This window comes from Paenibacillus sp. FSL M7-1455, from assembly GCF_038004655.1.
GTDB classification, from domain to species: Bacteria; Bacillota; Bacilli; order Paenibacillales; family Paenibacillaceae; genus Paenibacillus_AQ; species Paenibacillus_AQ cookii.
In genome coordinates this window covers 4,167,118-4,189,924 of the sequence record NZ_JBBORO010000001.1, presented here as the reverse complement: position 1 = coordinate 4,189,924, position 22,807 = coordinate 4,167,118, and the positions used below count along the sequence as shown (strand labels likewise).

Annotated in this window: 22 protein-coding genes; 20 read left to right on the top strand and 2 right to left on the bottom strand. The window is 55.6% G+C overall.

Going from position 1 to position 22,807, the window contains the following annotated elements; all coding sequences use genetic code 11:
• Positions 1 to 74 precede the first annotated feature (74 nt).
• Together NYE48_RS19370 and NYE48_RS19365 are read left to right on the top strand one after the other, a co-directional pair.
• On the top strand, positions 75 to 722 hold the full coding sequence (locus NYE48_RS19370) for a response regulator transcription factor (RefSeq protein ID WP_340999728.1): 648 nt from the start codon (positions 75 to 77) through the stop codon (positions 720 to 722).
• Positions 715 to 2,106, top strand: a complete 1,392-nt coding sequence (locus tag NYE48_RS19365; RefSeq protein ID WP_340999727.1) for a sensor histidine kinase — start codon at positions 715 to 717, stop codon at positions 2,104 to 2,106. The genes NYE48_RS19370 and NYE48_RS19365 overlap by 8 nt, the downstream gene beginning before the upstream one ends.
• Positions 2,107 to 2,156: 50 nt before the next feature.
• Here the strand turns inward: NYE48_RS19365 and NYE48_RS19360 are convergent, their stop codons facing one another.
• Positions 2,157 to 3,371: an MFS transporter gene (locus NYE48_RS19360; RefSeq protein WP_036715250.1), complete on the bottom strand. Its 1,215-nt coding sequence runs from the start codon at positions 3,369 to 3,371 to the stop codon at positions 2,157 to 2,159.
• A gap of 136 nt (positions 3,372 to 3,507) precedes the next feature.
• Positions 3,508 to 3,780: a 30S ribosomal protein S20 gene (rpsT, locus tag NYE48_RS19355; RefSeq protein WP_036715251.1), complete on the bottom strand. Its 273-nt coding sequence runs from the start codon at positions 3,778 to 3,780 to the stop codon at positions 3,508 to 3,510.
• A 157-nt stretch (positions 3,781 to 3,937) separates the two neighbouring features.
• Here rpsT and gpr point away from each other — a divergent pair, with 157 nt between their 5' ends.
• The 18 genes from gpr (at position 3,938) to NYE48_RS19265 (ending at position 22,778) form a co-directional block, all read left to right on the top strand.
• Positions 3,938 to 4,939, top strand: a complete 1,002-nt coding sequence (gpr, locus tag NYE48_RS19350; RefSeq protein ID WP_036715252.1) for a GPR endopeptidase — start codon at positions 3,938 to 3,940, stop codon at positions 4,937 to 4,939.
• Between the two features lie 153 nt (positions 4,940 to 5,092).
• A complete protein-coding gene (locus tag NYE48_RS19345; RefSeq protein WP_340999726.1) occupies positions 5,093 to 6,412 on the top strand; it encodes a stage II sporulation protein P in 1,320 nt (439 codons plus the stop codon).
• Positions 6,413 to 6,453: 41 nt separating this feature from the next.
• The gene (locus NYE48_RS19340; protein ID WP_340999725.1) at positions 6,454 to 6,837 is read left to right on the top strand and encodes a hypothetical protein; all 384 of its coding nucleotides are present in this window, start codon (positions 6,454 to 6,456) and stop codon (positions 6,835 to 6,837) included.
• A gap of 86 nt (positions 6,838 to 6,923) precedes the next feature.
• Entirely contained in the window at positions 6,924 to 8,741 is a 1,818-nt protein-coding gene (lepA, locus tag NYE48_RS19335; protein ID WP_212947251.1) for a translation elongation factor 4, read from the top strand.
• Positions 8,742 to 8,896: 155 nt separating this feature from the next.
• A complete protein-coding gene (hemW, locus tag NYE48_RS19330) occupies positions 8,897 to 10,099 on the top strand; it encodes a radical SAM family heme chaperone HemW (RefSeq protein WP_340999724.1) in 1,203 nt (400 codons plus the stop codon).
• A 126-nt stretch (positions 10,100 to 10,225) separates the two neighbouring features.
• Entirely contained in the window at positions 10,226 to 10,693 is a 468-nt protein-coding gene (locus NYE48_RS19325) for an N-acetyltransferase (protein ID WP_340999723.1), read from the top strand.
• Positions 10,694 to 10,969: 276 nt separating this feature from the next.
• Positions 10,970 to 12,004 (top strand): heat-inducible transcriptional repressor HrcA, encoded by a 1,035-nt coding sequence (hrcA, locus tag NYE48_RS19320; protein ID WP_036712360.1) that lies wholly within the window; start codon positions 10,970 to 10,972, stop codon positions 12,002 to 12,004.
• A gap of 17 nt (positions 12,005 to 12,021) precedes the next feature.
• Entirely contained in the window at positions 12,022 to 13,566 is a 1,545-nt protein-coding gene (locus NYE48_RS19315) for a TCP-1/cpn60 chaperonin family protein (RefSeq protein WP_212947243.1), read from the top strand.
• Positions 13,567 to 13,643: 77 nt separating this feature from the next.
• The gene (gene grpE, locus NYE48_RS19310) at positions 13,644 to 14,252 is read left to right on the top strand and encodes a nucleotide exchange factor GrpE (protein WP_212947242.1); all 609 of its coding nucleotides are present in this window, start codon (positions 13,644 to 13,646) and stop codon (positions 14,250 to 14,252) included.
• 57 nt (positions 14,253 to 14,309) lie between these two features.
• On the top strand, positions 14,310 to 16,157 hold the full coding sequence (gene dnaK / locus NYE48_RS19305) for a molecular chaperone DnaK (RefSeq protein ID WP_212947241.1): 1,848 nt from the start codon (positions 14,310 to 14,312) through the stop codon (positions 16,155 to 16,157).
• Positions 16,158 to 16,270: 113 nt separating this feature from the next.
• Complete coding sequence (gene dnaJ / locus NYE48_RS19300; protein ID WP_212947240.1) at positions 16,271 to 17,389, top strand: molecular chaperone DnaJ; 1,119 nt, start codon at positions 16,271 to 16,273, stop codon at positions 17,387 to 17,389.
• Between the two features lie 183 nt (positions 17,390 to 17,572).
• Positions 17,573 to 17,935 (top strand): hypothetical protein, encoded by a 363-nt coding sequence (locus NYE48_RS19295; protein ID WP_212947238.1) that lies wholly within the window; start codon positions 17,573 to 17,575, stop codon positions 17,933 to 17,935.
• 90 nt (positions 17,936 to 18,025) lie between these two features.
• Positions 18,026 to 18,196 carry a YfhD family protein gene (locus NYE48_RS19290; protein ID WP_246536537.1) on the top strand — a complete coding sequence of 57 codons (171 nt, stop codon included), beginning with the start codon at positions 18,026 to 18,028 and terminating at the stop codon, positions 18,194 to 18,196.
• A gap of 171 nt (positions 18,197 to 18,367) precedes the next feature.
• Positions 18,368 to 19,339, top strand: a complete 972-nt coding sequence (gene prmA, locus NYE48_RS19285) for a 50S ribosomal protein L11 methyltransferase (RefSeq protein WP_036712345.1) — start codon at positions 18,368 to 18,370, stop codon at positions 19,337 to 19,339.
• Entirely contained in the window at positions 19,339 to 20,019 is a 681-nt protein-coding gene (locus tag NYE48_RS19280; RefSeq protein ID WP_340999722.1) for a site-2 protease family protein, read from the top strand. Before prmA ends, NYE48_RS19280 begins: the two co-directional genes overlap by 1 nt.
• Before the next feature lie 121 nt (positions 20,020 to 20,140).
• The gene (locus tag NYE48_RS19275; RefSeq protein WP_036712341.1) at positions 20,141 to 20,905 is read left to right on the top strand and encodes a 16S rRNA (uracil(1498)-N(3))-methyltransferase; all 765 of its coding nucleotides are present in this window, start codon (positions 20,141 to 20,143) and stop codon (positions 20,903 to 20,905) included.
• A gap of 2 nt (positions 20,906 to 20,907) precedes the next feature.
• Entirely contained in the window at positions 20,908 to 22,245 is a 1,338-nt protein-coding gene (gene mtaB, locus NYE48_RS19270) for a tRNA (N(6)-L-threonylcarbamoyladenosine(37)-C(2))-methylthiotransferase MtaB (RefSeq protein ID WP_340999721.1), read from the top strand.
• Between the two features lie 101 nt (positions 22,246 to 22,346).
• Positions 22,347 to 22,778 carry an NUDIX domain-containing protein gene (locus NYE48_RS19265; protein WP_036712389.1) on the top strand — a complete coding sequence of 144 codons (432 nt, stop codon included), beginning with the start codon at positions 22,347 to 22,349 and terminating at the stop codon, positions 22,776 to 22,778.
• Positions 22,779 to 22,807: the final 29 nt, after the last annotated feature.

Here is a 22,807-nt window from a genome sequence, read left to right as displayed (position 1 = left end):
TTCGACGACCAATATACCGGAGCCGCGTTACATGAATGTGACGGAGAAGGCGGTTCCCCTGAAAGGAGATTGCTATGCGGATTTTGATTGCGGACGACAACCGGGATATGCTGCGGATTTTGAGGGCATATTTCGAAAAGGAAGGTTACGAGGTGCATACGGCCGAAGACGGGGAAGAGGCCTTGGCGGTTTTTTACCGCATGAGAATCGATCTTGCCGTTTTGGACTGGATGATGCCGAAGCGGAGCGGGCTGGACGTATGCCGGGAAATCAAAGCCCGGTCGGATAAAAAAGTGTTGATCTTAACCGCCAAAAGCGAGGAAGAAGATGAGCTGAAGGCGCTCAGCATCGGGGCGGACGAATACATCCGCAAGCCGTTTCACCCGAAAATTCTCGTTCTCCGTGCCAAAAAGCTGCTGGGAGACGAAAAGGGAATGCGCTACAGGTCGCTTCGAATCGATCTTGAGGGCAGCAAAATATATAAAGATGGCGCGGATTTGCAGGTCACCAAAACCGAATTCGAGCTGATGTGCTGCTTGGTGCGCCATAAAGGCAGGATATTGTCGAGGGACCAACTGCTTGATCTGGTGTGGGGGTTCGATTATTTCGGCGACGCGCGAACGGTGGACACCCATGTCCGCAGGCTGCGGGAGAAGGTCGGCGATCATCTGATCCAAACGCACCGGGGACTCGGCTACAGCGTGGAGGCCGACGATGAATAAGCTTGGCCGCAAGCTGTTTTTGAGCATCGCGTCCGCCGTCCTGCTTATTTTTGTCTTGTTTGTGCTGCTGGCGAACCTGTTCATGCCCAAATATTCTATATACAAAACGAAGGAACAGCTCGGGGAAGCCGTGAGTGCGATTTCCGGGCTGCCGGGGCCGCAGTGGATCGAGGCGATTCCACAGCTGGAGCGGCAGTACCGCGTGACGATCGTCTATGACGACTGGCGGAAGCGGGAAAACGACTTGAACGAATCGCTGCAGCAGCAGCTCGCGAAAAAGAAAGTGACGCTGAGCAAGTTTTGGGTGACGGACGCCTCGCTGAAGAAGGCGATCGCCGGAAGCCGGGTCAACAAAATATACGATCAGGGCAAGCTGAAATCCAGCTTTTACGCCGGCTTGATCCGCAAGGACGACTCCATCGTCCTGGTCGGGTTGTCGATGGCTTATGTCAGCGAAGCGATCGGGATGATCAACGAATTCATTTTGATCCTGGCGGTCGGTTCGGTCCTGATCATCGTCCTGACGGTTTGGCTTTTGTCGTACCGCATGACAAAACCGCTGAAGGAGCTGGGGCAGGTCGCGAAGGATATCTCGGAGCTCCGCTTCCGGAAAGCCCGGGTCGGCGCCCGGGACGAAATCGGCGAGCTGGCGGAAAGCATCAACGCCATGAGCGACAAGCTGAAGGCGGCGCATGCCGATTTGTCCCGAAAAAACGCGAGCCTGAAACGGTTTATGGCCGGCATGACGCATGAGCTCAAAACGCCGGTTTCGCTCATTCAGGCTTATGCCGAAGGCATTCAGGACGGGCTGGACGACGGCAGCTACGCCGCCACCATTTTGCGCCAAAACGAGGGGCTGGCGAAGCTCATCGACGAGTTTTTGGACTTTGCGAAAATCGAAAGGGACGAGCTAGAACGGCGGCCGGTGGCGGTAAAGGAACTGTTCCGCGAATGCGCCGAAACGTTCTCCATCGAGCTTGCGGCAAAACGTTTGAAGCTGGCCCTGCGCGACGATTTGCCGGGAAACCCGTGCATCGAGGCGGACCCGGATCAAATGCGGATGGTATTTCGGAATTTGATAGGCAATGCGGTAAAATACGCGGCGGGCGAACGGATCGACGTATCGTTCGGAAAGCTTGGGGATGAAATCGAACTGCGGATCAGCAACCGCTTTGCGGGAGAGATCGCCGACGCCTCCCGGCTGTGGGAGCCCTTTTACGTGGAGGAAAGCTCGCGGCATAAAGAGTTGTCGGGAACGGGCCTCGGGCTTGCGATCGTCAAAACCGTTTTGGACCGGCACGGCTTCCGCTGCCATGCGGAGACGGAGGATCAAACGATCCGTTTTTATATCGGTTTCAAGGAAAAAAGCCCTCGTTCCGCTTAATGCGGGCGAGGGCTTTCCAAGCCTCATACCGGGCAGCCAAGGAAAGCGCTTTAGTGATTTATCGCCCTAGAGGACGAAGGCGTTTCCGTTTGGCGGCTGAATCGTCCGGACCACAAGGCAAGGCCCATCGTCAGCAGCAGCAAAATGCCGGTCAGCAAAAAGACGGTATGGATGCTGAACACGCCGCTGATGGCGCCGCCCGCAAGCGGGCCGAGCATGCCGCCCAGCTGGTTCGACGTCTGGCTCAAACTGAAGGCCCTGCCGCGGAATTCGGCCGAAGTCGCCCGTACCACCAGGCCGTTGAGGGCCGGGAATACCGCGCAGAAAAAACATCCGTACAAAAACCGGACGACCGAAAACGCCCAAATGTTATGGAAAGGAATTTGCAGCAGCGAGCCGACGCCTCCCGCAAACAATCCGATCAAAAGCACCTTCTGAAAGCCGATTTTATCCGCAAGTTTCCCCCAGCGGGAAGCGAACAGGATGCTGGCGATGCCGACCAGGGAAAAAATGATGCCGGCCAGAATCGAGGCGTCGGAAGCCGAATGGCCGATCTCCACGATATAAAGCGGGAGCACCGGTTCGATGGTCATGACCGAAAACTGCGTAAACATCGTCAGCAGCAGCACGACCAGAAGCAGCTTGTTATCGGCGGCCAGCTTGATCGTGCTCAGCACGGACACGCGTCCTTTGCCGGGAACGAATTTTTCTTCCTTGACGTAAAAGATGACGAGCAAAGTGGCAAGAAAACAAAGCACCCCTGCGCTGGCGAACGCCAAGCGGTTATCGAACAGCTTCGACAGCACGCCGCCCAACAGCGGCCCCATGATGCTGCCCGTCGCCGTCGCGGTCGACATCGTGGAAAGGGCGTAGCCGACTTTATGCTCGGGCGTGTTGGTGCCGACGATGGCGATCGCCCCGGGGATGAAGCCGGAAAGCAGGCCCTGCAGAATCCGCAAGATGAGCAGCTGCACCGGGCTGGTCACGAACGAAGTCAGGATATAAATGACGCACAGGACGAAACCGGCGCGAACGATCATAGCCTTGCGGCCGTATTTGTCGCCGACGGCGCCCCAGAACGGGGAGGATAGCGCCCCTGCCAAAAACGCGCTGCTGAACAGCAAGCCGGACCACATTTCAACGTTTTCGGTCGTGCCGATTTGGATGAGAAAGATCGGGAGAAACGGAACCACCATGGAGAAGCTTGAAGAGACGATAAAAGAACCGAACCATAACACCCATAAGTTTTTCTTCCAGATTTCCATTGCTCGTCAACCTCCTGACTTGATGAGTGGGCTTGATTGCAAGAAAAATGTATGTACGGGATATTGAATCAAAAAGTCCTGACCAGCTGGGTTGGCTGTTCAGGACTTTTCATTTTCATCGTATGGATAGCGCACCTTATGCTTGTGCAGTCAGGGCGTTCAGTTTTTGCGCCAAGCGGGATTTCTTGCGGCTTGCAGCATTTTTGTGGATGAGACCTTTTGTCACAGCCTTGTCCAGCTTCTGGGAAGCGGCTTGAACTGCAGCTTTAGCAGCTTCAACTTCGTTATTAGCCAGCGCGGCATCAGCGGCTTTCACGGCTGTGCGGAGCGCGGATTTTTGGGAAGCATTAAGCGCACGGCGTTTTTCGTTCGTTTTTACGCGTTTAACGGCGGATTTAATGTTTGGCATTGCATTCACCTCCTGTAAGGCATTCGAGAACTTCAAATGGTTCACAACTTAAAATAGTTTAGCATGGGGTACCGCAAAAAGCAATACTAAGGCTTGCATAATCGGAGGCCGCCTCCCGCACACTATAACGAAAAAGGCAAAGGAGGATGATTTTGAGATGGAATTGGATCTGCAAAAATACAACGTGCGCACCGATCTGGCGGTGGACGCCAGAGAGCTGGCCGCGAAGCAATATCCGGATTCGATCCCGGGCGTGGATGAAGAGGTATCGGAAAAGGACGGGATCAAGGTGACCCGGCTGAACGTGCTGACGGACGAAGGTTCGCAAGCGATCGGCCGCATCAAAGGCCATTACGTGACGCTGGAGGTACCTGGACTTCGGAACGGCGATACCGGTTTGCAGGAACGGGTGACGGAGGCTTTTGCCAGGGAGTTCGAGGACTTTCTGACGCTGATCGGCATTCAAAAGAAAGACACCGTGCTTATCGTCGGCCTGGGAAACTGGAATGTCACGCCGGACTCGCTCGGCCCGCTCGTGGTGGAGAACGTGCTGGTGACCCGCCAATATTTTGAGCTGATGCCGGATCAGGTCGCGCCGGGTTACCGCCAAATCAGCGCGATCGCGCCGGGCGTGCTCGGCATTACGGGCATCGAATCGAGCGAAATCGTTCAGGGCATCGTCGACCGGACGAAGCCGGACCTGATCATCGCCATCGACGCGCTGGCCTCCCGTTCGCTGGAACGGGTGAACACGACGATCCAAATCGCCGATATCGGCATCCACCCGGGTTCGGGCATCGGCAACAAGCGGCGCGGCTTGACCAAAGAGGTGCTCGGCGTTCCCTGCATCGCCATCGGCGTGCCGACGGTATGTTATGCTTCGACGATCGTCAACAACGTGATGGAAATGATGAAAAAGCATTTTGGCGGGAACCAGAACCAGACGCGCGAAATCATGGGGCTGCTCGACAGCATCTCCGAAAACGAGCGGCTGGCCCTGGTCAAAGAGGTGCTGGAGCCGCTTGGCCATGACCTGATCGTCACGCCGAAAGAAATCGACGAATTCATCGAGGATATCGCCAACATCGTGGCCAGCGGATTAAACGCCTCGCTGCACGAGGCCGTGGATCCGGGCAATTCGGGGGCCTACACCCACTAAGGCCGGTCGGCCGTTTGTCCGTTACGAACGAATCAGGAAGCCTGCGAATCTATCGCGGCTTCTTTTTTTTCTCGCAAATATATCATTTTTGGTTCTAGCGAATCTTCCGGGCTCATAGTTTTGAAGTATAAGAGAGTTCAGGAGGACGACACAATGAGAAATGGATTTCGACTGTGGAATATCCGCAAATGGAGAACGAAGATGCTGCATATGCTGTCGATGGGGCGGACGTTTTTGCTGCTGATGCTCGGGTCGTTTCTATTTTTTGTCATGCTGGGGCTGGGCGGGATGGCGGAAAACAAATTGAACACCTCCCCCGTTTCGTCCATGAAAGGTTTTGCGGGATCGCTGTCCAGCGGGTTTTTTATGGACATGCTGGGGATGGAGGTGCCGCATCTGGATAAGGAAAAGGGAACGTCGGCGTTTTCGGGCGAAAAAATGACCACCTTCGTGTTTCAAATGCTGACGAGCGTGAATCCCCGCGATCCGAAAAGCCTGCTGGCCAAGGAAATGCCGGGCATGGGGACGACCGATCCGGTGCTGCTGAGAAGCGCCTCCGGCAACCAGAACTTAGACCCGCCCGAAGATTTCCATCTGCCGCCCGAACCCGAAACGGAGGGCAAAAGCGAGCAGCCGTCCAAAGCAGAGGAACCCAAAGAGGCGGAGAAGCCGCCGGCGAAAGAGCCCGAGCCCGGCGCCAAAAAAGAGCCCGGAAATCCGGGAGCGGCCAAGCAGGAGCCGAAAGGGCAGGACAAAGCGCAGACGCCGCCCGCCGCAAACGCAGGCAAAAAGGTCGTGATGATCTACCACTCGCACCCGAGAGAGGCGTATAACCCGCTGCTGGGCAAAACCAGCGACAACCCGAGCTCCACGTCGCCCGACAAAAACGTCATGCTGGTCGGGAAATACGTGGCCGACAAGCTGGAAAAGATGGGGGTAGGGGCGATCCATTCGCAAAAAGACTATATGTCGGCCGTTGATAATTACAATTATAACTATTCATATAAATATTCCCGTCAAACGGTTAAAGAGGCCATGGCGCAAAACAGCGGGCTTGCCTACTTGATCGACATCCACCGGGATTCCCAAAAACACGGGAAAACGACAACGTCCATTCATGGAAAAAATTATGCCCAGGTGTTTTTCATCATCGGCCACGCCAACAAAAACTGGCGGAAAAACGAGGCGTTCGCCAATGCCATCCACGAGCGTTTGGAGAAAGCGTATCCGGGAATATCGCGCGGAGTTTGGGGCAAAACTTCATCTCAAGGCAACGGCGAATATAACCAATCCCTGTCGGAGCACAGCATTTTGATCGAAGTCGGCGGCATCGACAGCACCGAGGAAGAATTGAAGAGAACCGCGGACGTCCTGGCGCAAATGATCGCCGAAGTGTATTTCAAGGAACAGAAAGCGGAGAAAGCCAGCGCCGACAAGTCGGGTTCCGCGCAAAAAGCAGGGTCCGGCAGTTAATCCAAAGCGAAGACGGAAATGGATGGAAGGAGAGACCGGTCATGTCGAAATGGGCGAAAAGAATTTGGATGGTGGGCGTTTGGGCCGGCATCGGCGTGCTGGTCGGCATGCAGCTTGCAAGCCCCGGCGGGCCCGCCCCCGACTCCGGGAAAAACCCGGCATACGCAAGCACCCAAGCCGCGGCGGCGGGCAATGGACAAGCCCCTGCGCCCAAAAGCTCGAACCGTTTCAAGGTCGAGGAAAAAGAGCCCGAGCAGGTCGAAGCGAAGGAAGACGGCCCGCAAACGCCGGAGCAAATTCTGTCGCCGGAGACGGGCAAACCGACGGTGGACGTTCTGGCGGACAAAACGGCCGGGCTGCTGCAAAATCTATCGCAAAAAGGCATCCGGCTGGTCGTCTCCGTCTTCGATTCCATCACCGAGTAATTCCGGCCCGCCAGTGGGATTGCCCGCCTTTATTTCAACTGCTATAATGAATTGATTGACACATCAGGCTGTTTTGGGGGTAGGGCATGACAGACGTACAAGCAAGGCAAAAAAATATTCGGAATTTCTGCATCATTGCACATATAGACCACGGCAAATCGACGCTCGCCGACCGGATTTTGGAGTACACCGGCGCGCTGACGTCCCGTGAAATGCAGGATCAGGTGCTCGATCAGATGGATTTGGAACGCGAACGCGGCATTACGATCAAGCTGCAGGCCGTACATCTTACATACAAGGCGGATGACGGCCAGGAATATTTGCTCAATTTGATCGACACGCCGGGACACGTCGATTTTACCTATGAAGTGTCGCGAAGCCTCGCCGCATGCGAAGGCGCGCTGCTCGTCGTGGACGCCGCGCAGGGAATCGAAGCCCAGACGCTGGCCAACGTGTATTTGGCTTTGGACAACAATTTGGAGATCATTCCGGTCATCAACAAAATCGACCTGCCGAGCGCCGATCCGGACCGCGTCAAGCAGGAAATCGAAGACGTCATCGGCCTCGACGCCAGCGAAGCCGTGCTTGCTTCGGCCAAGGCGGGGATCGGGATCAAGGAAATTTTGGAGCAGATCGTCAAGCAGGTTCCGCCGCCGTCCGGCGAAGCGGACGAGCCGCTGAAGGCCCTCATTTTCGACTCGCATTACGACCCGTACAAAGGCGTCATCGTCTATGTCCGCGTCGTCAACGGCAGCATTAAAGCCGGCTCCAAAATCAAAATGATGGCGACGAACAAAACGTTCGAGGTCATCGAAGTCGGGGCGTTCAAGCCGCGGATGACGATCGTGGACGAACTCAAGGTCGGCGACGTCGGCTTCATCGTGGCCGGCATCAAGCATGTCGGGGATACCCGGGTCGGCGATACCGTCACGGACGCGAAAAACCCGACGCCGGAGCCGCTGCCGGGCTACCGCAAAATCAATCCGATGGTGTACTGCGGTTTGTACCCGATCGAAACGTCGGAATACAACGATTTGCGCGAAGCGCTGGAGAAGCTCCAGCTGAACGACGCGTCGCTCAGCTTCGAGCCGGAAACCTCGAGCGCCCTCGGCTTCGGCTTCCGCTGCGGATTCCTCGGACTCCTTCATATGGAGATCATCCAGGAGCGCATCGAGCGGGAGTTCAACATTCCGCTCATCACGACGGCGCCGAGCGTTATTTACCGCGTTACGCTGACGAACGGCGACGTCATCGAGATCGACAACCCGTCGAACTATCCGGAAATCGGCAAAATCGATTCGGTGGAAGAGCCTTACGTCAAAGCGGCGATCATCGTGCCGAACGATTACGTGGGTACGGTCATGGAGCTGTGCCAGGGCAAACGCGGCGAATTCGTGAACATGGAGTACCTGGATACGACCCGGGTCACGATCACGTACGAAATCCCGCTGTCGGAAATCGTATACGATTTCTTCGACCAGCTGAAATCCGGAACCAAAGGGTACGCCTCGTTCGACTATGAAATGTCGGGGTACCGGAAATCCAATCTCGTGAAAATGGACATTTTGCTGAACGGCGAGCAGGTGGACGCTTTGTCGTTTATCGTGCACCGCGACCGGGCTTACCAGCGCGGGCGGGTCATTTGCGAAAAGCTGCGCGAGCTGATTCCGCGCCAAATGTTCGAGGTGCCGATCCAGGCCTCCGTCGGAACGAAGGTCGTGGCCCGCGAAACCGTCAAAGCGATGCGCAAAAACGTCCTTGCCAAATGTTACGGCGGCGACATTTCGCGGAAGCGGAAGCTGCTGGAGAAACAAAAGGAAGGCAAAAAACGCATGAAGCAGGTCGGCTCCGTCGAAGTGCCGCAGGAAGCGTTCATGGCCGTCCTGAAAATCGACGACAACTAAGTTCAATGTGACGGAAGAGCCGCTGGAGCGGCTTTTCCCATGATTATAGGGCGTATTCGTTTTCATTCCCGAAAAAGGATGCGCCGGTTTCGGAGCTTTAGCCCTACGGGGTTGGGGCTTTTTTAAAATGTACAGAACAAGGAGGGAATTGAACCATGACAGCATTACAGCCGCAAACGGCGAGCGACCGATCCCAAGGAACACCGAAACCGCAGGCGGTCTATCTTCACATTCCCTTTTGCACGAACAAGTGCTTTTATTGCGATTTCAATTCCTACGTGCTGAAAAATCAGCCGGTCATGGAATATTTGCAGGGGCTTGAACGCGAAATGGAACGGACGGTCAAGGAGGTTCCGCCGGGCGTCATCCGGTCCATTTTCGTCGGCGGCGGCACGCCGACCGTGCTGAAGCCGGACGAGATGGCCTACTTCCTGAAGACGGTCCGCACCTATTTTCCGGATTGGGCCGAAGACATCGAGTTTTCGATGGAGGCAAACCCGGGTACGACGGACCTCGAAAAGCTGTCGGTCATGCGCGAAGGCGGCGTCAACCGCGTCAGCTTCGGCGTGCAATCGTTCCAGAACGAGCTGCTTCAGGGCATCGGGCGCATCCATGATACGGACGACGTGTACCAAAGCCTCGAAAACGCCCGCAAAGCCGGCTTCGAAAACCTGTCGATCGACCTGATGTTCGGCCTGCCGAACCAGACGGTGGACATGCTTGCCGAAAGCGTGGACAAAGCGCTGGCGCTCGACCTGCCGCATTATTCCATTTACAGCCTGAAGGTCGAGGAAAACACGCTTTTCCATACGATGTACAAAAAAAACCAGCTGCCGCTCCCAAGCGAAGACGAAGAGCTGAAGATGTACCTTCTATTAATGGAGCGGATGAAAAAAGCCGGCTACGTGCAATATGAGATCAGCAATTTTGCCAAACCCGGTTATCACAGCCGCCACAACATGGCGTATTGGCTGAACGAAGATTATTACGGGCTTGGGGCGGGGGCTCACGGCTATGTCGGGCGCCGGCGCCACATGAACATTAAAGGCGTCAACCCGTATACGGAAGCGACGAAGGAAGGGCTGCCGCGGCTGGAGTCGTTCGAGGTTTCCCGCGAGGAAGCGATGGAGGATTTCATGATGGTCGGACTGCGCGTGCTGAGCGGGGTGTCGAACCGTCATTTCGAGGATCAGTTCGGAGTCGGGATCGAAGACGTGTTTGCGGAGCCGCTGCATAAAATGCTGGATGCGGGTCTGCTCGAACCGACGGATGCGGGATACCGCCTCAGCGAAAAGGGGCTCTTGTTCGGAAACGACGTATTCGGCGAATTTATCGGGTATTTGACGGTCAAAGAATAGGCTTGCACTTCTATACGCGATGTTGTATATTTATTCATATTATAAAACAGCGACGCGTAGAGGATGCGCAAAAGTCCCCGGGCCCTAGCCTGCTTTGCTCCATCCTCGAATAGGAGGAGAAGTAGGATGCCGGCTGTAGTGACGTGCAGGGTTGCGGTCCCGGAGGATATCGAGCCGCTTTTTCAGATGATCGATGGATATGCGAAAAAAGGGATTATGCTGCCCCGGTCCCGCAAGGTGCTGGAGAAGCAGCTCGACCAGTTCGTCGTGGCGGAAGTGGACGGCACCGTCATCGGCTGCGGCTCGTTATGCCGCCTCGGAAACGACTTGGTCGAAATCCGGTCCTTGGGGATCATGGACGGGTACAAGGGACTCGGCATCGGTTCGATGCTCGTAAACAAGCTGACCGAGGAAGCCAGACGGCAGGGCATTCCGAAAATGATGGCGTTGACGTACGAGGTATCCTTTTTCGTGAAAAACGGCTTTTCGGTCGTGGAGAAGGAGATCTTTCCGGAAAAGGTGTGGACCGACTGCGTGAACTGCAGCAAGCAGTCCTGCTGCGACGAGATCGCCGTGCTGAAGATGCTGGATTAATACCGTTTATGGAGATCAAACGTGGACCGCTTTCAAGCAAACCCGGTGTTCAGGGTTGCGAGGAAGCGGTTTTGTTTCAGGTGCGGGACTTGACCGTGAAGAATGGAGACCAGGGCGCCTTAAACCGCCAATCGTGACGCAAGCACAGAATCCCCCGCACATGCCGAACCGACTTGACAATGCTCAGGTCAGTTTGGTATTTTTGTAGTAGTGGTTAGCACTCGTTAGAGTCGAGTGCTAACGATGCAAAATGAACGACCAAAGGGAGGGGAAGACATGCTAACCGAACGCCAAAGATTAATCCTGAATGCCATCGTGGACGATTACATCCGTTCTGCGGAACCTGTCGGCTCGCGCAGCATATCGAAACGGGGAGATGTCGGCTTTAGTCCTGCGACCATACGGAACGAAATGGCTGATTTGGAGGAGCTTGGTTTTTTGGAGCAGCCACATACATCGGCCGGGCGCATCCCTTCTCATAAAGGTTATCGATATTACGTGGACCACCTTGATCCGACGTACCAGAATTTTTCCGCCGAGCTGCGCACGCTGCGCGCTTTTTTCGCGGAAAAGCTGAACGCCACGGAGCAGGTGATCCAGCATGCGGCCATGATTCTTTCCAATATCACCAACTACACTTCCATCCTGCTTGGGCCGGAAGTTTTTCATACGTCATTGCGTCATTTTCAGCTGCTTTCCTTAAACGAAACGACCGCAGTGGCGATTATCGTGACCAGCACGGGCCAGGTCGAAAGCAAAACGGTGTCCGTGCCGCCAGGCGTTTCCGTTTCGGAGATGGAAAAAGTGGTGAACCTGCTGAACAGCAAACTGGTGAACGTTCCGCTCTACAAGCTGAAAACGAGGCTCTATCGCGAGCTCGGCCAGGAAATGCAGCGTCATTTGACCAATTTCGAAGAGATCATGAGCATCCTGGACAACATATTCGTCGAAGAAGAGTCCGACCAGCGCGTGTATTTGAGCGGCGCGACGAATATGCTTACGCAGCCCGAGTTCAAAGACGTCGAGAAAGTGAAGGATATTTTGGATCTTCTTGAAGAGACGCCGACGCTGACGAAAATGATGGCTTCGATGCAGGGGGCGGCCGGGGTTCAGGTGCGGATCGGCACCGAAAACGACCACGAGGCGTTTGCCAACTGCAGCCTGATCACGGCGACTTATTCGCTGGACGGGGAAGCGCTTGGAACGATCGGCATTTTGGGCCCTACGCGGATGGAATACGCCAAGGTGATGAGCCTGCTCGGCATTTTGTCCAAGGATCTGACCGCGATGCTGTCGAAGCTGAATAAATAAGGGAGGCTGGAAGACGGATGAGTCAAGGTCAGCAGCCGGTGCGTGAAGGCGAGGAACGTTACGCTTCGCTGCTTAACAACAGCAACGCCGTTCGCGCCGTCACCTCGGCGGTCGAAGGAACCCTCGGACCCAAAGGGCTTGACGTCATGCTGGTGGGAGACCGCGGGGAAGTGATCATTACCAACGACGGGGTAACCATCCTCGATAAAATGGACGTCAGCCATCCTGCGGCCAGGCTCCTGATCCAGGTGGCCCGGTCGCAGCAGCAAAAAGTCGGAGACGGCACGACGACGGCCACCGTCCTGGCCGGAGCGCTCGTTCAGGAAGGCGTCGCCCAAATCGTCAAAGGGGTGCCTGCATCCAAAGTCGTGGCCGGCATGCAGCAGGGCGTCCGCATGGCGGCCGATTCCCTCCGGAGCAGGGCGAGGGAGATCGGCGACCTGGACGATCCTTTGCTCGCCAAAGCCGTCTATGTTGCCGGCAGGGAACGGGAGGAGATCGTCTCGCTTGTCATGGAAGCAGCCGGGATCGTCGGGCTGCGCAAGCTGAGAGATCCTTCCTATTCCCTCGCCGAGGCGGTTACGGCCCACGAAAAAGGCAATAATGAAGTATTTGAAGGACTTCTGCTGAGACAGGCGCCTTTGTATCCGCATGATGCCCCGGATCTTTCCGATACCCGCATCCTTATTTTGCACGATGCGCTCGAGCCGGAAACGTTGGATGAGGAAGTGTTGACGACCGAGGCCGGTTTTGCCCGCTATATGGAGCTGCGGGAACGATTTGCCCGCGATTTGCATGTGCTGGCGGAACTTGGCGTTGGCCTGATTTTGCTTGAAAAGGGAATACATCCGGATGCCGAGCAGTTCTGCATGGACCACGGCATCATGGTGGTTCCCCGGGTAAGCCGGAAGGACCTGGCCCGCGTCAGCCTGATGACGGGAGCCGTGCCGCTGCGGCGGACGGCTTTACATAAGGAGCCGGAGTCGTTGTCAAGACAGCTCGGCTTTACTCCGCAGGCGCGTTACGACGAACAGCTGGAGCGCGTACGGATCCGCAGCGGCGGACAGAAGGAAGACCCTGTCGTCACGCTGATCGTCGGGGCCAGCACGGCCGAGGTCGTCGGCGAAGCGGCCCGGATTGCCGCGGATGCGGCCTCCGCGCTGCAGGCGGCCATCTCCGGCGGGATTCTTCCCGGCGGCGGGACCGCGGAGCTTGCCGTTTCCTACGAGCTGGAGCGCCGACGCGAGGCGGTGAAGGGGATGGAAGCCTACGGCATTGCCGCCGTGGCCGCCGCCCTGCGCAAGCCGATGGCTCAAATTCTATTGAACGCCGGCTACAATCCGCTCGAAAAAATGGAAGAGGCCCGTGCCGCGCAGCTGGCTGAACATTGCGACGGCATGGGCATCGATTGCGATACCGGGCTTGTCATCCATTACGAGGATCAAGGCATCGTCGATCCCGCGCTCGTTAAAATCCATGGACTGCTGACGGCCGGCGAAGTCGCGGCGGCCGTGCTGCGCATTCATAACGTCATCAAGATGAGAGGCAGCCGAAATGAATGAACGTCGCTAAAGAGTCGCTAAAGAAAAGTAAGTTCGACGCCAAAAAAGATAGAGCATATTAAGGAGGTGAAGACATCTTGAAAGAAAACCAGCAATTTCAAGAAAACGAAAACGAATTGAATGAAAACCAAAACATCGAGGAAGCGGCCGAACAAGAAAAAGCGGCTGCCGAGGCGGGCACAGATGCTTCTTCTGCGGAAGAGGAACATGCGGGAGCGGTTGACCCGGCGCAGCTTCAAAGCGAGGTACAGCGTCTTCAATCGCTTGCCGACGAATATCAGCAGCGCGCACTGCGGACCCAAGCGGATTTTGACAACTTCCGCAAACGGACCTTGAAGGAAAAAGAGGATTTTGCTAAATACGCTTCCTCCAAGCTGATTACGGAACTGCTGCCGATCATCGACAATTTTGACCGGGCGATTTCCGCTGCCGGCGACAATGCCGAGATCGAATCTTTCGCCAAGGGCGTGGGCATGATTTTCCGCCAGCTCGAAGGCGTGCTGAAGGCTGAAGGCCTTGAAGCGATGGATTCGGTAGGAAAGCCGTTTAACCCCGAATTCCATCAAGCGATCATGCAGGTGGAAAGCGAAGAATACGAAGAAGGCATCGTCGTTGAGGAAGTCCAAAAGGGCTACATGCTAAAAGATAGAGTGCTGCGACCGGCCATGGTCAAAGTCAGCATGTAATTCGGCGGCTTTTGAATATAAAGCGTCTGATTCATAAATGAAGGAGGATATTTTCTCATGAGTAAAGTTATCGGTATTGACCTTGGAACAACCAACTCCTGCGTAGCCGTGATGGAAGGCGGCGAAGCAGTCGTAATCCCGAACCCGGAAGGCGCGCGCACGACCCCTTCGGTCGTCGGTTTCAAAAAAGACGGCGAGCGCATCGTCGGCGAAACGGCAAAACGCCAGGCCATTACGAACCCTGACCGTACCATCATCTCCATCAAACGCCATATGGGCTCCAACCACAAGGAAGTCATCGACGGCAAAGAATATACGCCGCAAGAAATTTCGGCGATGATTTTGCAGAAGCTGAAATCCGATGCCGAAGCCTATCTGGGACAGCCGGTGACCCAAGCGGTCATTACGGTTCCTGCATACTTTAACGACAGCCAGCGCCAAGCAACGAAAGACGCGGGCAAAATCGCGGGCCTGGAAGTTCTCCGGATCGTCAACGAACCGACGGCGGCAGCGCTGGCCTACGGCCTCGAAAAATCGGAAGACCAAACGATCCTGGTTTATGACCTTGGCGGCGGTACGTTCGACGTATCCATCCTGGAACTGGGCGACGGCTTCTTCGAAGTAAAAGCGACCAGCGGCGACAACCACCTGGGCGGCGACGACTTCGACCAAGTCATCATCGATTACCTCGTCAACGAGTTCAAAAAAGAACAGGGCATCGACCTGAGCAAAGACAAAGCGGCCGTTCAGCGTCTGAAAGACGCGGCGGAAAAAGCGAAAAAAGAACTTTCCGGCGTACTGACCACGACGATCTCCCTGCCGTTCATCACGGTCGTCGACGGCGTTCCTCAGCACTTGGAAGTGAACCTGACCCGGGCCAAATTCGAAGAGATCTCCGCAGACCTCGTCGAACGTACGCTGGGTCCTACCCGTCAAGCGCTCAGCGATGCGGGCATGACTCCGAACGACATCGACAAAGTCGTGCTTGTCGGCGGCTCGACGCGTATTCCTGCCGTTCAGGAAGCGATCAAAAAACTGACGGGCAAAGAGCCTCATAAAGGCGTAAACCCTGACGAAGTCGTCGCGCTGGGCGCAGCGGTGCAAGCCGGCGTGCTGACGGGCGACGTCAAAGACGTCGTATTGCTGGACGTAACTCCGCTGTCCCTCGGTATCGAAACCGCAGGCGGCGTATTCACGAAAATGATCGAGCGCAACACGACGATCCCTACAAGCAAATCGCAGATTTTCTCTACGTACGCCGACAACCAGCCAAGCGTGGAAATCCATGTGCTGCAGGGCGAACGCCAAATGGCGGCCGGCAACAAAACGCTGGGACGCTTTATGCTTGGGGACATCCCTCCGGCACCTCGCGGCGTGCCGCAAATCGAAGTTACGTTCGACATCGACGCGAACGGGATCGTCAACGTGTCCGCTACGGATAAAGGCACGAACAAAACGCAAAAAATCACGATCACTTCTTCCAGCGGCCTCAGCGACGAGGAAGTGGAACGCATGATGAAAGACGCCGAGGCGCATGCCGAGGAAGACCGCAAACGCAAAGAATTGGTTGAAGCGAAAAACAACGCCGACCAGCTCGTATATTCCACCGAAAAAACGATCAAGGACCTCGGCGACAAAGTCGATGCGGCGGAAGTGGAAAAAGCGAACGCAGCCAAAGACAAAGTGAAAGCGGCGATCGAATCCGACGACCTCGAGCAAATCAAAAAAGCAACCGAAGAGTTGACCGAAATCGTGCAGCAGCTTTCCGTGAAGTTGTATGAGCAAGCGGCTCAGGCTCAGCAAGGCGCAGAAGGGGCTCAAGGCGGCCAGGAAGGCGCAGCTAAAAAGGACAACGTCGTCGACGCGGATTACGAGGTTGTTGACGAGGATAAAAAACAAGGTTAACCTTAAGAAAGTTATGTTCAGGAAGGGAAGGTCAAAGCCGGGGCATCCCAGGTGCTTCGGCTTTCCTTTTTCCATGAGCGGCATATTCCAGAGGACACAACGGGGGTGGAAGAGTGGCTGATAAGCGTGATTATTATGAGGTGCTTGGCGTCGGCAAAAACGCTTCGGAAGACGAAATCAAAAAAGCTTACCGCAAGCTGGCCCGCCAATATCACCCGGACGTCAACAAAGCGGCTGACGCCGAAGCCAAGTTCAAGGAAGTCAAGGAAGCTTATGACGTGCTCAGCGACAGCCAAAAACGCGCCACTTATGACCAGTACGGACATATCGATCCGAACCAGGGCATGGGCGGAGGATTCCAGGGAGCGGATTTTGGCGGCTTCGGCGACATTTTCGACATGTTTTTCGGCGGCGGCGGCCGTCGCGACCCGAATGCGCCGCAGCGGGGGAATGACCTTCAATATACGATGACCATCGAATTCAAGGAAGCGGTATTCGGCGTGGAAAAGGATATTACGATTCCGCGCACGGAAAACTGCGACACCTGCCACGGAACCGGCGCCAAGCCGGGCACGAAGCCGCAAACCTGTTCCGTGTGCCACGGCTCCGGCCAGCAGGAAGTGGTACAAAACACGCCGTTCGGGCGCATGGTGAACCGCCGCAGCTGTTCGAACTGTAACGGCACCGGCCAGATCATCAAGGATAAATGCTCGACTTGCGGCGGCAGCGGCAAAGTGAAAAAGCAGCGCAAAATTCATGTCAAAATTCCTGCCGGCGTGGACGACGGCGCCCAGCTCCGCATGACGGGCGAAGGCGAAGGCGGCCTGCGCGGCGGCCCTTCGGGCGACCTTTACATCGTCATTCGGGTCAAATCCCATGATTTCTTCGAACGCGAAGGGGACGACATCTACTGCGAAATTCCGCTGACCTTCGCCCAGGCCGCGCTTGGGGACGAGATCGAAATCCCGACGCTGACGGAAAAAGTGAAGCTGAAAATTCCTGCGGGCACCCAAACGGGAACTTATTTCCGTTTGCGGGGCAAAGGCGTTCCGCGCCTGCGCGGCATCGGGCAAGGCGACCAGCACGTGAAGGTCGTCGTCGTTACGCCAAGCAAGCTGAGCGATGAGCAGAAAGAGCTGCTTCGCCAGTTTGCCGCCCTTGACGGCGAGCAGACGCACGAGCATGAACAATCGTTTTTCGACCGCATGAAACGCGCTTTCCGCGGGGAATAATGGATATATACGCACGACGGGGAACCGGCCATTTGTTGGCCGGTTTTTTTCGTGTCCAAAGCCGGCTAGCCGCGCTTTCGTCGGAATCCGGCGCATATTCGGTCCGCATAAGGCAAAATCTAACCAAAGGCAGGAAAGCCTATGCAACAGCCAAGGAAGACATACGACAGGCAGGTGAGCGTTTTGAGCGAAAAAAATATTTTGGCTTATTTCAAAAGCCCGGAAGAAGCCGAAAGCGTGTCCCGGAAGCTGCAGTCGCTGCGCGTCGTGGACATGTCGATCGACCGCTTCAGCATGTACCCGGGGACCGACCCTTATGGGGACCGGAACCTTACCGGCATGGACAGCCTGAGCTCCGTGACGTTCGGGAACACGATCGGCGGCGATGCCGGGGTGCTGGCCGCCACGAACACGTCGGCCAGCGGCATGAGCGACGGGGGCCAGGGAGGTCCGACCGGACGGGATATTTTGCTGACCGTCGTGGTCGAGGAAGAATCCTTCGATAAAGCGATGAAAATTATCGAAGAAGCGGGCGGATTTGTGTAACTTTTCCTAAGGATGGCTGTCTTGAAGACACGTTTACCAATTCGAAAGAGGTGCGAAATAGTGGCAAGCCGTGATAAAAAGGGACGCATTATGACCAAAACGGAAAAAATCAAGGAACTGATGTCCATGAAAAACGAAGACGTCGAATTTTCCGGGGCGCTTGCCGACGCGGACGACGTGGAAGCGATCCGCCGCAGCGAAGCCGCCGACGAGCGCCAGCTGCGCAAGATGGATGACGGCTGGACCTCCCCCAAACCTTGATGCGGGAATCCGCCTCGATAACCGTGCACAAGCTGACAAAGCCTTGGCGCGGTTATTTTTTTATCAGCTGAATCGAAGGTTAACGGCTAATTTCCTTAAAATTTTGTACTCGGCAGCCCATGTATAGTACAATAAAAGCTATGCACGAGTTGAGGAGGAAGATGAATTACGATGTTATGGCATGAAATGACGATACATACGACAGAGGAAGCCGTGGAGATGATTTCCAATTTCCTGCATGAAGCCGGGGCAGGCGGCGTTTCGATCGAAGAATCCGGTTCGTTGAACAAAAAGCGCGACACGTCTTACGGTCAATGGTACGAGGTGCCGCTTAACGATATTCCTGAAGGACAGGCCGAAATCAAAGGATATTTTTCGGAAGAATCCAAGGTGGAGGACATTTTGGAGGAAGTGAAGCATAGAATCGAAGGGCTGCGCGAGTTTGGGATCGATCCGGGAGATGTCCGTTACGAGATCAAAACGGTCAACGAGGATGATTGGGCGACGGCCTGGAAGCAGTATTTCAAGCCGCTGCGCGTTTCCGACCGGCTGACGATCAAACCGACCTGGGAGGAATACGAGCCGGAGCATGAAGCCGAAAAAATCATCGAGCTGGACCCCGGCATGGCATTCGGCACGGGCACCCATCCGACGACGGCGTTATGCCTGCGGACACTGGAGAAGGTGATCAAAGGCGGAGAAGAAATCATCGACGTCGGAACGGGTTCGGGCATTTTGTCCATCGGGTCGGTGTTGCTCGGGGCAAAACATGTGCTTGCCCTGGACCTGGACCCCGTGGCGGTATCCAGCGCGCGCGAAAATACGGCCCTGAACGGCATGGAGCGGCAGATTACGGTAAAAGAAAGCGATCTGCTGGGGCTGCTAAGCGGCGGCGACGGAAGCGAACTGGGGATCACGCTGCCGGTCGATATCGTCGTGGCCAACATTTTGGCCGAAATCATTTTGCTGTTCATCGATGACGTGTATCAGGCGCTTAAGCCGGGCGGCGTTTATATCGCGTCGGGCATTTATAAAAATAAAGTGGAAATCGTACAGCAGGCACTTGAGGATTCCGGTTTTGCCATTGAGGACGTATGCCGCGATGAGGACTGGGTCGCATTTGTAGCTAGAAAGAGGTCATAATGGATTTTTTGAACAAAATACTCAGCGTACCGCTCGAACAGCTCCCTTTTTATTTGGTCGTGCTGGTCATCGCCTTTACGGTGCATGAATTTTCGCATGCTTATTTTGCCAATAAATTCGGCGACCCGACGGCGAAGCTGCTGGGCCGGGTTACGTTAAATCCCGCGGTTCACTTCGACCTGCTCGGGATCATTTTGCTCCTGATCGCCGGCTTCGGCTGGGCGAGGCCCGTTCCGGTCAACCGCGACAATTTCAAAAGCCCGCGCTTGATGGGCGTGGTCGTGTCGGCCGCAGGTCCTTTGAGCAACTTTTTCCTGGCGGTCATCGGCACGTTCATCTATTCGCTGCTCATCAGCACGGGCGTGCTGGCGTCGATTTCGAATGAAAAGCTGCTGGAAGCGATCATGATGTTTTTCCAGCTGTTCGGACTGATGAACTTTTTCCTGTTTTTGTTTAACCTTATTCCGCTGCCGCCGCTGGACGGCTACCGGATCGTGGAGGATCTCGTTCCGGGCCGCGTAAGGGGCAAGCTGCAGCAGGTGGAGCAGTGGTCGGTGTTCATCTTTTTGCTTATTTTGTTTATCCCGGTGCTGCAAAGATATACGATTTCGCCTCTCTATCAGTTGGCAAGGGATTTGTATTACCACTTCATGCAGGTCTTTTTGCATATTTTGTCATAGGCCGGGGGCGCCCGACCGGTAAACATGTACTGGTCATCGGGCGGGCAAATGTTGTATGATGAGGATTGTGATTTTTTTAAATTCAGGATTTTTGCAAAATCTTCAATAGGATGTTGATGACATGCAGCGGTATTTCGTATCGCCTGAGCAGTTCAAGGAAAATACAGTGGACATATCCGGCGAGGATGCGCGCCATATTTCGAAGGTCATGCGCGGCAAAAGCGGGGATCAGTTCATCGTCAGCGACGGCGTGTCCCGCGAGGCGCTCGTCGAAATTGCGTCGATCGAATCCGGCACGGTCACGGCGGCCATCGTCCGGCCGCTGGAGATGACGCACGAACCCGCCGTGAAGGTAACGGTTGCGCAGAGCCTGCCGAAAGGGGACAAGATGGAGACCGTCATCCAGAAATGCACCGAAATCGGCGCGGTTTCCTTCGTTCCGTTCATTTCGGAGCGGACGATCGTCCAGTACGATGCCAAAAAGGAATCCAAGCGGCTGGAGCGCTGGAACAAAATCGCGAAAGAAGCGGCCGAGCAAAGCCACCGGAATACGGTTCCGCGGGTGGAGCAGCCGCTTGGCTGGAAGCAGCTTTTGGCGACGTTCCGCAACTACGATGCCGTTTATTTTTGCTATGAGAAGGAAGAAGGCCTCCAACTGCGGGATGCGTTGAAACCGTTCATCGGCGTTATGCCGGCGGACCGTTCGCCGCGCGTGCTGCTCCTCGTGGGTCCCGAAGGCGGGTTCAGCGAGGAGGAATGCCGTCAGGCGGAGGAAACGGGAGCGGCCAGCGTCGGTCTCGGCAAACGGATCCTGCGCTGTGAAACAGCGGGTATGGTTGCCCTTGCATGCATACTTTACGAATCCGGAGAAATGGGGGGAGTTTGAAAATGCCATCCGTTGCATTTTACACATTAGGTTGCAAAGTTAATTTTTACGACACGGAAGCCATCTGGCAGCTGTTCAAAAAAGAAGGCTACGAGCAGGTGGATTTCGAACAGACCGCAGACGTTTATTTGATCAATACATGCACCGTAACGAACACCGGTGACAAGAAGAGCCGGCAGATCATCCGCCGTGCCGTGCGCCGCAATCCCGAAGCGATCATCGCGGTAACGGGCTGCTACGCGCAAACGTCTCCGGCCGAAATTATGGACATTCCGGGCGTCGATCTCGTCATCGGCAACCAGGACCGCGACAAAATCATTCCGTTCGTGAATGAAATCCGCGAAAAACGCGAGCCGATCAACGCCGTGCGCAACATCATGAAAAACCGCGTGTTCGAGGACATGGACGTTCCGAGTTTTGCGGACCGGACCCGCGCTTTCCTGAAAATCCAGGACGGCTGCAACAATTTCTGCACGTTTTGCATCATTCCGTGGTCCCGCGGTCTGTCGCGCAGCCGGGATCCGAAAAGCATCATCACCCAGGCGCATCAGCTGGTCGAAGCGGGCTACAAAGAAATCGTGCTGACCGGCATTCATACGGGAGGTTTCGGCGACGACCTCGAAAACTACCGTTTGTCGGACCTGCTGTGGGATTTGGACAAGGTGGACGGGCTGGAGCGGATCCGCATCAGTTCGATCGAAGCCAGCCAAATCGACGACAACATGCTGGACGTGCTGAACCGCTCGTCCAAAATGTGCCGTCATCTGCATATCCCGCTGCAGGCGGGAGACGATACCGTCCTGAAACGGATGCGCCGGAAGTACACGACCGAGGAGTTCTACAATAAAATGCAGATGATCCGCCAGGCGATGCCGGACGTCGGCATTACGACGGACGTCATCGTCGGTTTCCCGGGGGAAACGGATGAAATGTTCCGGAACGGTTACAATTTCATGAAGGAGATCAATTTCTCCGAGATGCACGTGTTCCCGTATTCCCAACGGAACGGCACGCCCGCTTCGCGGATGCAGGACCAGGTCGACGAGGAAATCAAACACGAGCGCGTGCGCGAGCTGATCAGCCTTTCGGAGAGCATGCAGCTCGCCTATGCGGAAAAATTCGTCGGCCAAGTGCTGGACGTTATTCCGGAAGGCTCGAAAGAATCGCATGGCCCGGGCAAAATGCACGGCTTCAGCGACAACTACCTGCAGCTTGTTTTTGACGGCTCCGAGGACCTTCAAGGCCAGCTCTGCCGGGTGAAAGTCACCAAAGCAGGCGTGCATGAATGCGAAGGCCAGCTTGTCCGCGTTCTGGACGGAGCTACCGGCGCAGCGATGTAAACCAGGAACCAAATGGATTGAAAAACAAGGATTTCATTTCCGGTGCAAACAAGGAAGTGGAATCCTTGTTGCACTATGGCTTCGGCAAGGGAGGAATGGGGATGGCCAGAACGGAGATTTCGGCGGGCGGCGTCGTATACCGCTGCGAAGGAGACCGGCTGATGGTGCAGCTCATCACGGATCGTTACGGCAAAATTTCGCTCCCGAAAGGGAAAATGGAGCCCGGCGAGACCGTGGAGCAGACCGCGCTGCGGGAAATCGAAGAAGAAACGGGAATCAGGGGAGAAATCGTTGCTCCCGTGGATATCATTAAATATAAATACATTCACCCGGTCCATGGCGAAGTGGACAAGGAAGTCCATTATTATCTCGTCGAAGCCAAAAGCGGCACCTTGCGCCCGCAGGTGGAGGAAATCAGCGGCGTCTCCTGGTACGATCCGAAGGAAGCGTGGAGCAGGCAGGAACAAGGCGGTTACGACAACAACGACGTCATCGTCCGCAAGGCGCTTGCCCGCCTCGGCATTCAGGTCTAAAGGGCATCAAGGGCAGGCCGCCTTTTTGG